At 60.7% G+C, this 14,194-nt stretch carries 11 protein-coding genes; 9 read left to right on the top strand and 2 right to left on the bottom strand.

Annotated features, from left to right (window positions below):
* The 9 genes from ACLP9N_RS17880 to ACLP9N_RS17840 all read left to right on the top strand — a co-directional run.
* Positions 1-227, top strand: a 227-nt coding sequence (locus ACLP9N_RS17880) for a hypothetical protein (RefSeq protein ID WP_442408675.1), incomplete at its 5' end; no start/stop codon positions are given.
* Positions 227-364: a hypothetical protein gene (locus tag ACLP9N_RS17875; RefSeq protein ID WP_442408674.1), complete on the top strand. Its 138-nt coding sequence runs from the start codon at positions 227-229 to the stop codon at positions 362-364. The genes ACLP9N_RS17880 and ACLP9N_RS17875, both read left to right, overlap by 1 nt.
* A 433-nt stretch (positions 365-797) precedes the next feature.
* Positions 798-2,315 (top strand): DNA primase family protein, encoded by a 1,518-nt coding sequence (locus ACLP9N_RS17870; protein ID WP_442408673.1) that lies wholly within the window; start codon positions 798-800, stop codon positions 2,313-2,315.
* An 877-nt stretch (positions 2,316-3,192) separates the two neighbouring features.
* On the top strand, positions 3,193-3,555 hold the full coding sequence (locus ACLP9N_RS17865; protein ID WP_442408672.1) for a hypothetical protein: 363 nt from the start codon (positions 3,193-3,195) through the stop codon (positions 3,553-3,555).
* 373 nt (positions 3,556-3,928) lie between these two features.
* Positions 3,929-5,290 carry a phage major capsid protein gene (locus tag ACLP9N_RS17860; RefSeq protein WP_442408671.1) on the top strand — a complete coding sequence of 454 codons (1,362 nt, stop codon included), beginning with the start codon at positions 3,929-3,931 and terminating at the stop codon, positions 5,288-5,290.
* 442 nt (positions 5,291-5,732) lie between these two features.
* Complete coding sequence (locus ACLP9N_RS17855; protein ID WP_442408676.1) at positions 5,733-8,327, top strand: type I restriction endonuclease subunit R; 2,595 nt, start codon at positions 5,733-5,735, stop codon at positions 8,325-8,327.
* A complete protein-coding gene (locus tag ACLP9N_RS17850; protein WP_442408670.1) occupies positions 8,324-9,754 on the top strand; it encodes an N-6 DNA methylase in 1,431 nt (476 codons plus the stop codon). The genes ACLP9N_RS17855 and ACLP9N_RS17850 overlap by 4 nt, the downstream gene beginning before the upstream one ends.
* Positions 9,747-11,081 (top strand): restriction endonuclease subunit S, encoded by a 1,335-nt coding sequence (locus ACLP9N_RS17845; RefSeq protein WP_442408669.1) that lies wholly within the window; start codon positions 9,747-9,749, stop codon positions 11,079-11,081. The genes ACLP9N_RS17850 and ACLP9N_RS17845 overlap by 8 nt, the downstream gene beginning before the upstream one ends.
* 531 nt (positions 11,082-11,612) lie before the next feature.
* Positions 11,613-12,107 carry a hypothetical protein gene (locus ACLP9N_RS17840; RefSeq protein ID WP_442408668.1) on the top strand — a complete coding sequence of 165 codons (495 nt, stop codon included), beginning with the start codon at positions 11,613-11,615 and terminating at the stop codon, positions 12,105-12,107.
* A gap of 46 nt (positions 12,108-12,153) precedes the next feature.
* Here the strand turns inward: ACLP9N_RS17840 and ACLP9N_RS17835 are convergent, their stop codons facing one another.
* Positions 12,154-13,551 carry a PIN domain-containing protein gene (locus ACLP9N_RS17835; protein WP_442408667.1) on the bottom strand — a complete coding sequence of 466 codons (1,398 nt, stop codon included), beginning with the start codon at positions 13,549-13,551 and terminating at the stop codon, positions 12,154-12,156.
* A 365-nt stretch (positions 13,552-13,916) separates the two neighbouring features.
* The coding region (locus ACLP9N_RS17830) for a DUF4760 domain-containing protein (protein ID WP_442408666.1) at positions 13,917-14,194 on the bottom strand (278 nt) is incomplete at its 5' end.

The following is a 14,194-nucleotide window of genomic DNA, read 5'->3' as shown; positions in this document are numbered from 1 at the left end:
TGGCAAGAAGTACCTTATCGGTGGCGCAGGCGGTCGTGATTCTGCGCGCTCAAACGTGCACCAAACGCCAAGCCGCCGACCGGCTCGGCTGCTGCATTCCGACGATCGACAACTACCTTCTGAAACGCCGTCTCGACGGGCACCGGATCGACGGCGGCACCGGAGGGTGCAGCGTCCTCATCACCCGCGAAAGCGTCGACCGGTTGCTCGCGGAGCGCGCCGAATAATGACCGCCGAAGACACCGGCCGCGCTGAACTCGTCGAGTACGTTCGCGGGCTCATCGCCGACTGGCCGAAGCCGACCGATGAACAGCTCGACAAAATCGCTGCATTGCTGCGGGCTGTTCGTGGTGATGCGACGTGAACGCGAAACCGCCGGGCTCATCACCCGGCGATTCCTTCAGCTGCCCGTCTCCCAACAGCGCCACTGAGCACAAGTTGTGCAGCTCCGATGGTAGCGCCGAGCCCCGACAGCTGTCGCGCGGCGCGCTGCTCCTGGAGCAGCTTCGCCGCCGCCACGAGGCAGCCAAGAGGCTGTCGCCGCTGCCGCACTCCGGCCAGCGCGACCCGCTGAGTTTCCGGGAGCGGTCGGACTGCCGGGAGCGGCCATGCCGGTGCACCGAGCCGCTGTCCGATTGCGCGATCGACGGGTGGGCCGACGCCGCCCGGCACGTGCTAATCACGTGCGGCCAAATGCCTTTGCTGCCAATCGAAGTCCGCCGCGCGCTGTGGAGACGCGGCGGGGCCGATCGTGCACTGGCGGAGCTGTTGCACCGTGGGTGCGGGGGTCGGCTCACATGACCGCGGACGATCGCCGCGAAGCGCTCGACCTGCTGGCCGGGTGTGAAAACCTGAACGGCGAACAACCACGCGCCGACACAAAAGAATCCGAAACCCGCACAGCGCAGGGGCAGGAGGGTTTCAGTGGGCCGGTGATCTTCCCGCCACCCACCGCGCCCTACGACGTTGCCAAACAGCTCTATGACAGCTGTCGCGACGCGGACGGCATCAAAAACCTGCTGGCGCACCGTGGCGGGTGGCAACTGTGGCGCACCACCCACTGGTCGGAAGTCGACAACGCCGAGGTTCGCGCCCGTGTCTACAGAGCACTTGAGAACGCCTGCTACATCAAGGTGAAGGGTGGCGGCACGACGCTGGAACCGTGGGAGCCGACCCGGTTCAAGGTCGCCAACGTCCTGGACGCGATGGCCGCCGTCGGGCACCTGTCCACCGAGACCGATACCCCGGCCTGGGTTGAGAAACACAGCGTGAAAGCCTCCGCCGCGCAAGTGGTCTCGTGCCGTAACGGCCTGCTTGACATGGACACCCGCACTCTGCACCCGCACACCCCGGCGTTGTTCAACGTCGTCAGTGTGCCGTTCGACTACCACCCACATGCCGCCAAGCCGACCGTCTGGCTCGACTTCCTCAAATCGGTGTGGGGCGATGACGAGGACTCAATCACGTTGCTGCAAGAGTGGTTTGGCTACGTGTTATCAGGACGCTTGGAGCAACAAAAGCTGGTGTTGCTCCACGGCCCGAGTCGAAGCGGCAAGGGCACCATCGCCGGTGTGATCACCCAACTGCTGGGCGGTGACAACGTCGGTAACCCGACGATGGCAAGCATGGCAACGAATTTCGGGCTGTGGCCGCTGATCGGCAAGCCGCTGGCGATCATCTCTGACGCTAGGTTGGGCAATGCCCCGGCCGACCAGATTGTGGAACGGCTGCTGAACATCACCGGCGAGGACCGGCTGACCATCGACCGCAAGTATCAGTCCCATTGGACGGGCAAGCTGCCCACCAGATTCATGCTGCTGTCCAACGAACTCCCACGGTTCAAGGACGCCTCCGGGGTGATCGCCAACCGATTCCTGATCCTTAAGATGACGCGGAGTTGGCTAGGGAACGAAGACCGCGAACTCGCCGGCAAGCTCCGTCCCGAATTGCCCTCCATCCTGAACTGGTCACTGGCCGGTCTGGACCGCCTCAACGTCAAGGGCAAGTTCACCGTCCCGCAGTCCTCGCTGGACGAGGTTGTCTTGATGCAAGACATGGCCAGCCCTGCGAGCGCGTTCGTGCGGGAGATGTGCACACGTGGTCCTGCCGCGATGTGTACCCGAGATGTGCTCTACACCGCGTACCGGCAATGGTGCGAGGACAACGGGCACCACCCTGCCTCCAAGAGCGTGTTCGGTCGCGACCTGCGTGCGGTGGTGCCCGAGCTGAAGTCCAGTCAGCAGACGATCAACCGCGTCCGTACCCACTGCCATGTCGGAGTCAAGCTGAGTTCTGCCATGTCGGAATCGAGCTGAGTTGATCGCGGCAGTACGCCCACAGTGGAAATTTGCCTGGGCATCCTGTGCAGGCGGTGCAGGTGGGTTTGTTGACCTGCACTTTTGTCCCGCATCCGCTGCACAGGCATCCTGTGCAGCTTGCCTGTGCGCTGCGGATGCACGGGAGATCGCCTGCACAGGATGCCTTGCACAGGATGCCTGTGCAGGCGATGTCGGCTCTGACCAGCACATATGCACGCCTGCACAGGATGCCCAGGCAAATTTCCACTGTAGGTCTAGCGCCAGGGGAGATTTATCCCGCTAGCTAAATATCTGAAATCATAATCAGCTTGTTGAATAGCATCGATGTAATTTTATAACAATTTTAGCAAATATTAAGAGGGTTAATGATCACCTACTGCCCCTGCGGTGCCGATCTGACATCGGAGGCCGACAAGGCGCACCACGTGTGCAGTTATTGCAGAGGCCCGGCCAAGAAACGGGCACCCCGACGCCGACGTGTCAAGCCGGATTTTGTCGATCAGCCATTGCCGGGACTTGAAAGCTGGGGCGTGCCAACATGACTTGCTCGTGCACGCCTCGCCGCCTCTGCGACGAGCACCGGGCACAGCGCCAAGCCGTCATCGCCGCACTGTTGGCCAAGATGAACGGCGAGCGGTGACCGCGGTGTTGTGCTGCCATCGACCCGGCGTCGGTGGCTATGGCTCCGAGATGACGTCGTGGTCGAGCTGGCTTGAATGCGCGGCCGCGTTGTATTTGATGCCCTCGTGTGACCCGAAACATGTTGGTGCACATAACATTTGCTGGACGGAGCGGGGCCGGTGGCATGTACTCCAGCACGACCACCCGGCCGTCAACGGCACGCAAGTGCCCGACGTCGAACGGAGACTCAACCATGACTGACGAACTGCACGACCTGACGTGGTTAGCCACCGGCGACCTGCGCGGCCTCGCAGGCCTGTTCGACAGCTTCGCCCGGATGGAGGGCACGAACGCGGCCGCCGTCGCATGGTGGGGTGAGCAGGCATGGGTCGCTGTCAACGCCGAACTGCTCGCCCGCACCGGCGGTGACCCGAGCACCGACACGCTGCCCAGCATCGAGGGCTTGACCGACACGGAGCTGTGCTTCATCGCCCAGGGGTTCAACGGGGTGCGTCTGGCGGGCGGTGAGGGGCTGCGGCAATGGGTGGAGCGCGTGGCCGACCACATCGTCGACGAGATGGCCGACCGGGCGGCTAGACGCCTGGAAGGGAGCTGACATGGCTATCTGCAGCACCTGCAACCGGTCACACCCGAAGAACATCAGTTGATCTACGCCGCCCTGGGCCGCCGTCGGCGGGGAGGGGTTACCAGAACCACACCCGGACACCCCTCAACGTCCGCCCACGTTGGACGCTGGCCCGCAAATCTCCCCCCTGCGCGCGCCGCCGCCGGAAATGACAACAGTTCTTGTCACTTGTCGCCGCCTGGTTCTAGACTTGCAGCAGACGTAGCGAGACCACCGCTGGTTCCAGAGTCTCCTAGTCGGCGAGCCCGGTATTCAGCCCGGACAAATCCCCCTTCCATTTCGCGCGTCTAATTCCCGGCGTCTCCTCTCGGCTTTCGCGCATCCCTTCAGGGACGGACAGTCGATGTCGGACGGCGGTTTGCGGGACTTCCTTCAGAAGCTTGAAGACGAACGCGACGCTGCGCACCAACGCGGCGAGGCGATCGTGTTGGCCGCGAGGTCGGAGAACCGGGCGCAACTGAACGCGCAAGAAAGTCGCGATTTCAAACAGGCCCTCGCCGACAAGAAGGCTTTGAGCCTGCGCGTCGCTCAAACCCGCCGCGAGCTGGAACGCACCGGTGTCGACAACCCGCTCCTTCAGGGCATCCGCTCGAAGGAAAAAGCGATGAGCAGCACCCCCAACATCCACGTTCTCGAGAAGGCGACTTACCAGGCGGGCGACCACCGCTGCAGCTACGTCCAAGATCTGGTTCGCGTCCAGCTGGGGATGGGCGACGTCGACGCCTCACGGCAGCGCCTGAACCGGCACGCCCAAGACGTGGCGGAATACCGGGCGATCGACCGGACGGATAGCAGTGCAGGGTATTTCGTCCCGCCGCTGTGGTTAGTTAGCCAGTGGATCAAGCTCGCCCGTCCTGGCAGGGCTTTCGCGAACACGTGCACCATCGCGCCGTTGCCAGCAGGTACCGACAATATTTCGGTTCCCAAGCTTTTGACGGGGACGACGACCGCCTTCCAGTCCGCCGACAACACGCCCGTGTCGAATACCGATCTGACCGACACCTTCGTCAATGCTCCGGTCAAAACGATTGCCGGCGAGCAGGACGTGGCGCTGCAACTTATTGACCAATCTCCGGTGGCTTTCGATGAGGTGGTGTTTCAGGACCTGACGGCTTCGCATGCGGCCACGTTGGATGCCGGTGTCATTTACGCGGACGGGACGAACAACACGATTACAGGTATCACCAACGTCACCGGCATCCAGACGGTCACGGTCGCCGCGAACAACCTGGCCGCGTCGTACGCCGCGATCGCGAACGCGATCCAACTGGTGCACACCACCAGGTTCTTGCCACCGACCGCGATTTTCATGCATCCGAGAAGGTGGGGTTGGTTCTTGTCGCTGCTGGACAATAACCAACGACCTTTGTTCCTGCCGCAAGCTAACGGCTTGATGAACGCCGCCGGTGTGTTGGAGAACGTCGAAAGCCAGCAGGTTGTCGGTCAGGTTCAGGGCGTCCCGGTGATCACGGACCCCAACATCCCGATCACGCTCAACGGCAACCAGGACCCGATATTCGTCGCAAGGATGAGCGATCTCATGCTGTGGGAAAGCGGCATCAGAGCCCGCGTTTTGCCCCAAACTTTGGGCCAACAATTGACCATCGCGTTACAGGTCTACTCCTACCTGGCCTTCGCTTCGCGTTATCCGCAGTCTTTCGTGCAAATCCTCGGACTGACCACGCCATCGTTCTCGGGTAGCTAAAAAGCCTCTCGCCGCGCCTTCAGCCCGCGCGGTGGGGACGGGCGCGGATGCCCGGCGGGCTGGTCTGGTCATTTCCCGCCCGCCGGGCGCTGCGGCCCAGAAAGGAAGACACACGTGTTCTTCGTTGGAGCCGCAGCCAGGCGGCATGAGCCGGAAACCGGCACCTTCACCGGCAGCTAAATGGAAGCGCGGCTTGCCGTCGACACCGTTGAAGGACAGCGATCCGCGCTCGCAAGTGGTCGGGCGAACATGGCATTTCAGGCGTCCCGGTCGTCACGGCGCGCTAGGATTTCCGAACCTCGATGTAGGTGTCATTCCCGGTGACCCACCTTGCGGCGATTGGGGGCTGTGACGGATGGAGAGTGAGAGGTCGACAAGGCACAGCCGAATTGACCCGCAACTCACCGCAGCAGGATGGACCGTCACGCCATTCGACTCCTTGATGCTTACTACCATTCCGGCCGAAAAGGCTGTCGAAGAGTGGCCAACGGCCGCGGGTCCCGCCGACTATGCGCTGTGTGACGCAGGAGCCGTGTGCGGCATCGTCGAGGCGAAGAAGCTCACTCTTGGTCCCCAGGGAGTTCTTCCTCAAGCTGAGCGATACTCGCGAGCTATTGCGCAGGATCCCCTATACCAAGGCGAATTCGGCGTTCCGTTCCTCTACTCGACCAACGGTGAAGAGATCTGGTTCCACGACGTTCGCCAGCCGCTGAACCGCTCGCGGAAGGTGTCCGGGTTTCATACGCTCAAGGCACTGCGTGAGCTCCTAAAGCGAGACTTCGACGCCGAGCTGTCGGCCTTGCGCTCGATTCCGGTGCGCGAGGGTATTCGCCCGTACCAGGTTGAAGCTGACACTGCCATCGAACAGGCCATCGCCAGTCGGCATCGCAAGATGCTCGTAACGATGGCGACAGGTACCGGCAAGACCTTGGTGAGCGTTAACGAAATCTATCGGCTGATGAAGTCCGGTGTCGCCCGGCGAGTGCTGTTCCTTGTCGACCGTCGGGCGCTCGCTGCTCAGACGGTGCGGGCGTTCGCCAGCTTCGAGGCCGAGCCGGCAATGAAATTCGACAAGATCTACACCGTCTACTCGCAGCGCTTCCAGCAGACCGACTTCGGCAAGGAGGAAAAGTTCGACCCGAACGTTATGCCGAACTCACTGCTGACTGACCCCAAGCTCGGTGATGCCTTTGTCTATGTCTGCACCATCCAGCGCATGAGCATCAACCTGTTTGGTCGAGAAGCGGGCATCCGCTTCGGGGAGGGCGAGAGCGGCGACGAGGACGCGGACAAGCTCCGCATCCCGATTCATGCCTTCGACCTGATCGTGGCCGACGAGTGCCACCGCGGCTACTCGACAAAGGAACTGTCGGTCTGGCGCAACACGCTCGATTGGTTTGATGGGATCAAGATTGGCTTGACGGCCACGCCTGCTGCGCACACCATGGCCTACTTTGAGCATCCGGTGTACCGCTACGAATACGAGCGGGCCGTCCGCGAGGGCTACCTCGTCGACTACGACGTGGTGCGCATAAATAGCGACGTCCGAATGAACGGTGTGTTCCTCAATAAGGGTGAACAGGTTGACCAGGTTGACCCTGATACCGGCGCACGACAGCTCGATTTTTTGGAGGACGAGCGAGAGTTCGACGCATCACAGGTTGAGCGTGACATCACCGCCCCAGATTCGAACCGCAAGATCCTGGAGGAGATCAAGCGCTATGCCGAGGCGCATGAGGCCGAGACTGGCCGATTCCCCAAGTCACTCATCTTCGCAGCCAACGATCTGCCCCATACGTCGCACGCCGACCAGCTCGTCGATCTTTCCCGCGACCTCTTTGGCCACGGAGAGGCGTTCGTCAGCAAGATCACCGGTCGGGTAGACCGTCCGCTGCAGAAGATCCGCGAGTTCCGCAATCGGCCTAACCCCAAGATCGCTGTCACTGTCGACATGCTCACCACCGGCGTCGACATCCCGGACCTAGAGTTCCTGGTGTTCCTGCGACCGGTTAAGTCCCGAATCCTGTTCGAGCAAATGTTGGGCCGCGGGACCCGGCGTTCGACCGACCTGCTGCCACCAAAGACGAACTTCGTCGTCTTCGACTGCTTCGACGGCACCCTCATCGAGTACTTCCGCAAGACGACCGGCATGACGGTCGAGCCGCCCGAGGGTGACGGCAAGTCGATCGAGCAGATTATCGAAGAGATCTGGCAGAACCGGGACGTCGATTACAACACGCGCCGACTGGTCAAGCGTCTGCAGCGCATTGCCAAGAATATGAGTGGCGATGCCCGGGATCTGTTCGCGCGCTTTATACCGGATGGCGATATCGCCACCTTTGCCGTAGACCTGCCCGCCATGTTGCACAGCGACTTCGCCAATACAATGAAGATCCTCCGCGATCACGACTTCCTTGAGCTCCTTATCGACTACCCGCGGGCCCAGCGCACCTTCATCGTCGCTCCGGGTGTCAGTGATCGGGTCGAGTCCGAGTGGCTCATAAGGGCGGGAACCGGCAAGGAGTATCGGCCAGAGGACTACTTGCAGCTGTTTGAACGCTTCATCGATGAACATTCCGAGGAGATCAGCGCGGTCGGCGTCCTGCTGTCGCGTCCCCAGGAGTGGGGTGCCGAGCCGTTGAGGGAGTTGCGCGAGAAGCTGGCGCAAGCGCCGGAACACTTCACTGAGATCAACCTGCAGAAGGCATTCCAGATCGCCCACCACAAGGCGCTGGTCGACATCATTTCGATGGTCAAGCGTGCTGCCGTCGACACGGCCCCACTGCTCACTGCCGAGGAACGGGTCGACGCCGCCATCGCCCAGGTCACAGCTGGTCGGTCACTGACGGAAGAGCAAGTCAAGTGGATGGAGCATATCCGCCACCACCTGGTGCAGAACTTGTCTATCGAAAGGCAAGACTTCGACGATATCCCCGTGCTTGCCGATCGCGGCGGCTGGGGGCGTGCCAACCGGACCTTCGACGGGCACCTCGCTGAATTGCTCGACGAACTGAACGAGGAGCTTGTCGCCGCATGACCGACGTTGTCAACAAACTCTGGGGTTTCTGCCACATCCTCCGAAACGACGGGATCGACTACGGCGACTACATCGAACAGCTGACGTACCTGCTGTTCATCAAGATGGCTGATGAGCGTGGCATCGAACTGCCGGCGCAAACCGACTGGCCGTACCTCCGTGAGCAGAGTGGTACCGAACTGCTCGACGCCTACATTGATGCACTTCGCGTCCTGGGCAAGGAGCATGGGATCCTCGGTGATATCTTCAGCGGGTCCCAGAGCCGCTTCGCTAACCCAGTCAACCTGCACAAGCTTATCGGCGTCATCGACGAGACCGAGTGGACCTCGCTCGACACCGATGTCAAGGCCGCAGCGTTCGAAGGACTCCTCGAGAAGGCCGCGAGCGAGGGCAAAAAGGGTGCTGGCCAGTACTTCACCCCGAGGCCGCTCATCCAAAGCATCGTGCGCTGCATGAAGCCAGACCCGCGGGCGACCAAGGACTTCACCATCGACGACCCGGCCTGCGGCACCGGCGGATTCCTGGTGGCAGCATACGAGTGGCTCAAGGGTCAGACCGCTGGCGGCGCACTCGACCGCGAAACCTGGCGGCGCATCCATGCCAGCACGTACCTCGGCCAGGATCTCGTTCCTCGTCCGCGACGGCTGGCGCTCATGAACCTGTACCTACACCGAGTTCAGCCGCATATAACCCTCGCTGACTCCATTTACGAGGTTCCCGGCAGCCGACGCTACGATGTCGTGCTGACCAATCCGCCCTTCGGGACCAAGGGCGCTAACCAGGCACCCGACCGCGAAGACTTCGTCATCCAGACCAGTAGCAAGCAGCTCAACTTCATCCAGCACGTGCTCACCATCCTCAAGCATGGCGGACGCGCGGCGATAGTGGTGCCCGACAACGTACTGTTCGCCCAGCAGGCCGCTGACGTCTTCCAGGTTCTCATGGAGGACTGTGACCTCCACACCCTGCTGCGTTGCCCGCGGGGCACCTTCAGCCCGTACACCGAGGGCACCAAGACTAATGTCATTTTTTTCACTAAGGGCCGACCCACCGAAATGACCTGGATCTACGACGCCCGTTCCAACGTGCCAAAGATCACCAAGAAAAGCCGGCCGCTCGCTCTCAAGCACTTCGCCGAGTTCGAGAAGTGCTACGGCGATGACCCCAATGGCCTGAGCAAGCGATCTGAGAAGCAGTCTGCGGAAGTGCGCTGGCGCAGCTTCACTATCGACGAGATCAAAGAACGCCACTACAAGCTCGACGCATTCAAGTGGATCCGCGACGAAGAACTAGACGACCCCGACAACTTGCCCGAGCCCGAGGAGCTGATCACCGAGGCCATGGAGGAGCTGCAGCTCGCCATCGACGATCTCGCCGACATCCAGAAGCTGTTGGAGGGCAATGGCGACGGAGGTGGCGATGTCTGACGACCTAGTCGTTCCCGAGGGCTGGACACGAACGACACTCGGGAACATCGGCCGCTATCTCAACGGCCGTGCCTTCAAGACTCAAGAGTGGTCGAGGACCGGCCGGCCAATCATCCGCATCCAGGACCTCACCGGCTCCAACCGCAACCCGAACTACTTCGACGGTGAGATCGAGGATCGCTATATCGTCAGGCCGGGCGACTTCCTGATCTCGTGGTCAGCCACACTTGGTGCCTACATCTGGGATGGGCCCGAGGGTGTGCTCAATCAGCACATCTTCAAGGTGGAGTCGAACATTGACAAACGGTTCCACTACCACCTCGTTCGTGAGCGCATTGGGGAACTTGAACGGCACGCGCACGGCTCCGGGATGGTGCACGTCACGAAGGGCATCTTCAACGACACCCCAGTGGCTGTCCCTGATGATCCTGCCGTACAGCGTCAGCTGGCCGACCTCATTGGCCACACTGACGCTCTGCAGAGTTCCTCGGCTTCGCACCTTGCGGCTGCAAGGCGAGCAGTTGAGCGATTCCGCCAGGGAGTCCTCGCTGCAGCCTGCTCCGGCCGCCTCACCGCCGACTGGCGCGATATGCACCTGACCTGCCGCGGAGATGAGGTACTCGATGCATCGCTCGACATTCGCGCCAAAGACAGGAAGCTATCGAGGAAACCCGTTGAATTGCCTGATGAGTCGGCTGGCGGCGATCCACCTTCCGGCTGGGTCCTGGCAACCGCTGACCAGCTTTGTTCCGTGATTACCGACGGCGAACACGCGACGCCGCCGAGAACGCCGGAAGGGGTGCCGCTGCTGTCTGCACGAAACGTCCTGAATGGTTCGATTGTGTTCGAACCTATCGACCACATTTCGGAGGAGACCTACCTGCGTCTCGCTCGAAGACTTGAGCCAACGGCGGGCGACGTCCTTCTTACGTGTTCGGGCACGATCGGACGGTCGGCCGTTGTACTCCAGGGCATGAGATTTTCGCTGGTCCGCAGCGTGGCGGTGCTGCGCCCTAGCGTTATGAACAGCGACTACCTCTCGCTTGTGTTGCGCAGTCCGCTTCTTCAGCTACAGATCATGAACAAGAAGACGGAGACTGCACAGGCGAATCTCTTCCAAGGACGAATTCGGACTTTGACGCTTCCGGTTCCCTCTGTCGACGAGCAGGTGGAGATAGTACGCAGAGCCGACCAACTTTTTGGTATGGCCGACGGGTTGCGGTGTCGGATCGACGCCGCCTCGAAGCGCGTCGACCGCAGCTCCCAAGCCGTCCTCGCCAAAGCCTTCCGCGGCGAGCTTATAGGTGCGGCGTCTGCTGCAGGTTGACCGTCCTCCATTCGTCTCTCAGTAGGCGGGAACACCATCGTCTTCGAAGACGCGCCACAGGGCGGCGACACGGTCCTCCGGCGGGAACCCAACGAAGTCAACACTCCCGGTCCTGACCTGGGAACTTTGCTGAGGTCGCGTAGCAAACTTTCCACCACCAACGAAACCGCCGCAGCACCCCGCTGACACCGTTTCCGCAGGTCACACGGCGTGTCGCAGTTAGCTGTGGTCACCTTGACGTTTCTCAAGCGCCTGAGCGTGTCGCGGCGTGCCGCCAATCCCCAAGCGCCCAAGGACCATACGCCGAACCACCGACACCGAGTGTTCCTGGGGCGCACGAACTGCCGGCGATCCCGGCACTCCGAAACTTCCCAAGCACCAGGAACATCCCGCCGGGGGGCGCGCGGCCGCCGCGGGGGGTCAAAAGTTGCGGCTCAGCTTCAGACGCAACAGACCCGGTCTACTGGAATCTCCCCCCGGTCGATTGAACGCAAAAATTTTTTGTGTTACACAGCAAATAGCGGCTGAAAAGTGTTGTTAGAGACCAATTTTGGGCGTTTCGCCGTGTCGGCGGCCGTAACGCAGGGTTTGCTGTTTAACCTGGGTTACGGGGCCATTTTGCAGGTATCGTCGCTGGTAGGAGGGCATGTGAGCAAGGTTGAACGCGACGTGACGATCAGGGCGTTACACCGTGCGGGCGTGAGTTACAGGGAGATCGGCGCGCAGGTCGGTCTAAGCGCTCAGCAATGCATGAGGATCACGAAGCGGGGCGTCGACAAGGGGGCACCTTGTCTCCTCGATGATGCGGCCGACGTCATCGAGGTCGGTGAGCCCGACGCCGAGCGCGACGCCGCCTATCTGCGGAAGTTGATCGCTGAGGCGTTTTTGCCGGACGGCAAGTTGAAGAGGAGCGGGCTTCTGTATCGCTTGTTGTTCACGACCCGCGAGGGCTACCGCCTGATCGTGGTCCGTGATGAGGAATCGATCCGCCACGAATCGACGTGGGGCGGCTTAGGCGGTACTTGACCCTGGTCACCTCAGCCCGTCTCGTCATCCGCACCTGCTGACTTGCCTATTCTTCCTTTTTCACGCGAGAGGGCTTCGGTTGCTTAGGGGGCTCCGCCTTCTTGCCAGCCGATGTCTTCGCCGCCTTGCGCCCAGGGTTCTTCTGCTGAGTCGTCTGCTCGCTGGGTGACCGAGGCATCAGGCCAGGGGCTTCCTGTGCTTGCTTGTAGAGGTCGGCTGGGGCTTCCTGTATCCGCTTGTAGAATTCGGCTGGGGCTTCCTGTATCTGCTTGTAGAATTCGGTAAAGAGTCCGGCGCTGTTTGGGATCTTGTAGAGTTCAGCGATGTTCGGGATCTTGTAGAATTCGGCAAAGTTTGGTCCCCGTATTTGATCAAAGATCCGCGACTGAAATTCGGGGCGGAGTGTAAGTGAGCCAGCAATTCCCCAGTTTCCCTGGGCCATTGCCTCAGCCAAGTCTGGGTAGCCGGCACCTTTCAACCCATAAGATTCGAGTGCACGCTGCATGGTGTCTCGGAATTCATCGGAATACGGCACATCCGGATACATTTTGGCGAGCGTTTCGCGATCGAAAACGGGCGTGGGTCGCACGATGCTCCGGACCGTCTCGATCGTCTCCTTCTCGACGCTCGCGTTTAGGTATGCGATCGCAAGGTCCAGAAACAAATCAAGCGGTACCTGGTGATATAGGTCATTCTTTGCGACTGAGCGCATCTCAGCTACAAGTTCAACCCGCGGCCCCAACCTCTGTCCACGGACGGGACGGCGGTACCAGTCGTCTTTTTGATCGCCAGTGACAAACAAGAGCGGCCGCTTGGATGTCTTCGCGTGCTCTAGTAATTCCACCCAGATGAGGTAATCCCCGGTTGGATCGTCCTTGCCCTTGTCTAGGTAACCGGGCGGAATCAGGTCTTTATATCGTTCATGTGCAGTCGACTTGAGTCCCTCGAGTTCTTCAGGCGAAGGACATTTACCGAATACTTGATCATCTAGCAGCTCGTCGAGCGCCTTGAGAACCGGATCACCTTCCCTAACGTCCTCGAAGGGAATAACGTGTTCGTCACGCCATTCCGTGAGCTTGCCTGCGAGATCCTCCCTGGCTGCTTCGACTATCTGCCGCACCTCCGCCTGAAGCCCCCCACGGATCTTGTTGAGGTACTTCTCTTCGAGAACGACGTCGATGGAGCTCAGGAGATCGGCGTACACGGTCACATTCGTTCCGGCCGTATCGAGCCGGTTCCGATGGAACTCAAGGGCCACCTGGTAGGGAACGAAGATCCGCTCACGAACCGCCTCAAGCACAGCGATCAATTGCTCGCGCTGGTTCCTTCCGACCCGGTATAAATCCAGCATCACGTTCGCATCAAACGCGATCGTTCCGGTAGTGACGATCTGCTTCAATGTCTCGTCGTCGTGGCCGTACCACTCCGGCAAAACGGACTTCATCCCCAACGCGCACCTCCATGACCGTCAACTTTGGCCTTTGCATCATGCTTCTGCCTTGTGGTCGTGGCCCCTCTACGCCGTCATAGACCAAACACGACCCACACGCTACATATCGGGCATGGAGATCGGTCGGATATTGGCGGCCCACACGTCCGGTCGCCTCAGGCGCATCAAGTGTGTCTTTCACGTATCAGGTACCACCACCTTTTGAAAACCTTGTGGACAGGTTGAAGTCCTAGACCGACCGTCAAGGGTTGCATCGGTCCGACATTCCTGTCGGGCACACGCCAGATCACGGTGCCGCCGGGTAGTGGACTGAGATACAGGTTTTGGTTTTGCGGAAGCACATGGGCGGCCAACTGAGCCTACTCTCTGAATCCCTCCCAGATGATCTCCCCCGCAGCGTCCAGTTTGACCGAATGAGGGTTCTTCTCCGCGATTCGCTTCGCGAGCTTTTCGAATTCCCAGTAAATGAGCGGTTCTTTAGCTTCTGCACGGAACGCATCGACGGTCGGCTTCCAAAGGCTCCATCGGTACGGGACGATGTAGCCGAGTGAGAGATTCACGATCCCGAAGTCAATGCCGCCGCGCTCTACCAGTATTGCTAGGTCCTCTAAACTGTTCGGATCTATCAGTAGCAGCC

This window comes from Mycobacterium sp., assembly GCF_052144515.1.
Lineage (GTDB): Bacteria > Actinomycetota > Actinomycetes > Mycobacteriales > Mycobacteriaceae > Mycobacterium.
The sequence above is the reverse complement of the archived record's forward strand: the minus strand, read 5'-3'. Positions and strand labels throughout refer to the sequence as shown.

What these genes read in the sequence shown, in the direction of transcription:
- ACLP9N_RS17850 (WP_442408670.1), top strand. Translation starts at nt 8,324, where the DNA reads ATGACCGACGTTGTCAACAAACTCTGGGGTTTCTGCCACATCCTCCGA.
- ACLP9N_RS17870 (WP_442408673.1), top strand. Translation starts at nt 798, where the DNA reads ATGACCGCGGACGATCGCCGCGAAGCGCTCGACCTGCTGGCCGGGTGT.
- ACLP9N_RS17865 (WP_442408672.1), top strand. Translation starts at nt 3,193, where the DNA reads ATGACTGACGAACTGCACGACCTGACGTGGTTAGCCACCGGCGACCTG.
- ACLP9N_RS17855 (WP_442408676.1), top strand. Translation starts at nt 5,733, where the DNA reads ATGCTTACTACCATTCCGGCCGAAAAGGCTGTCGAAGAGTGGCCAACG.
- ACLP9N_RS17835 (WP_442408667.1), bottom strand. Translation starts at nt 13,551, where the DNA reads ATGAAGTCCGTTTTGCCGGAGTGGTACGGCCACGACGACGAGACATTG.
- ACLP9N_RS17845 (WP_442408669.1), top strand. Translation starts at nt 9,747, where the DNA reads ATGTCTGACGACCTAGTCGTTCCCGAGGGCTGGACACGAACGACACTC.
- ACLP9N_RS17875 (WP_442408674.1), top strand. Translation starts at nt 227, where the DNA reads ATGACCGCCGAAGACACCGGCCGCGCTGAACTCGTCGAGTACGTTCGC.
- ACLP9N_RS17860 (WP_442408671.1), top strand. Translation starts at nt 3,929, where the DNA reads ATGTCGGACGGCGGTTTGCGGGACTTCCTTCAGAAGCTTGAAGACGAA.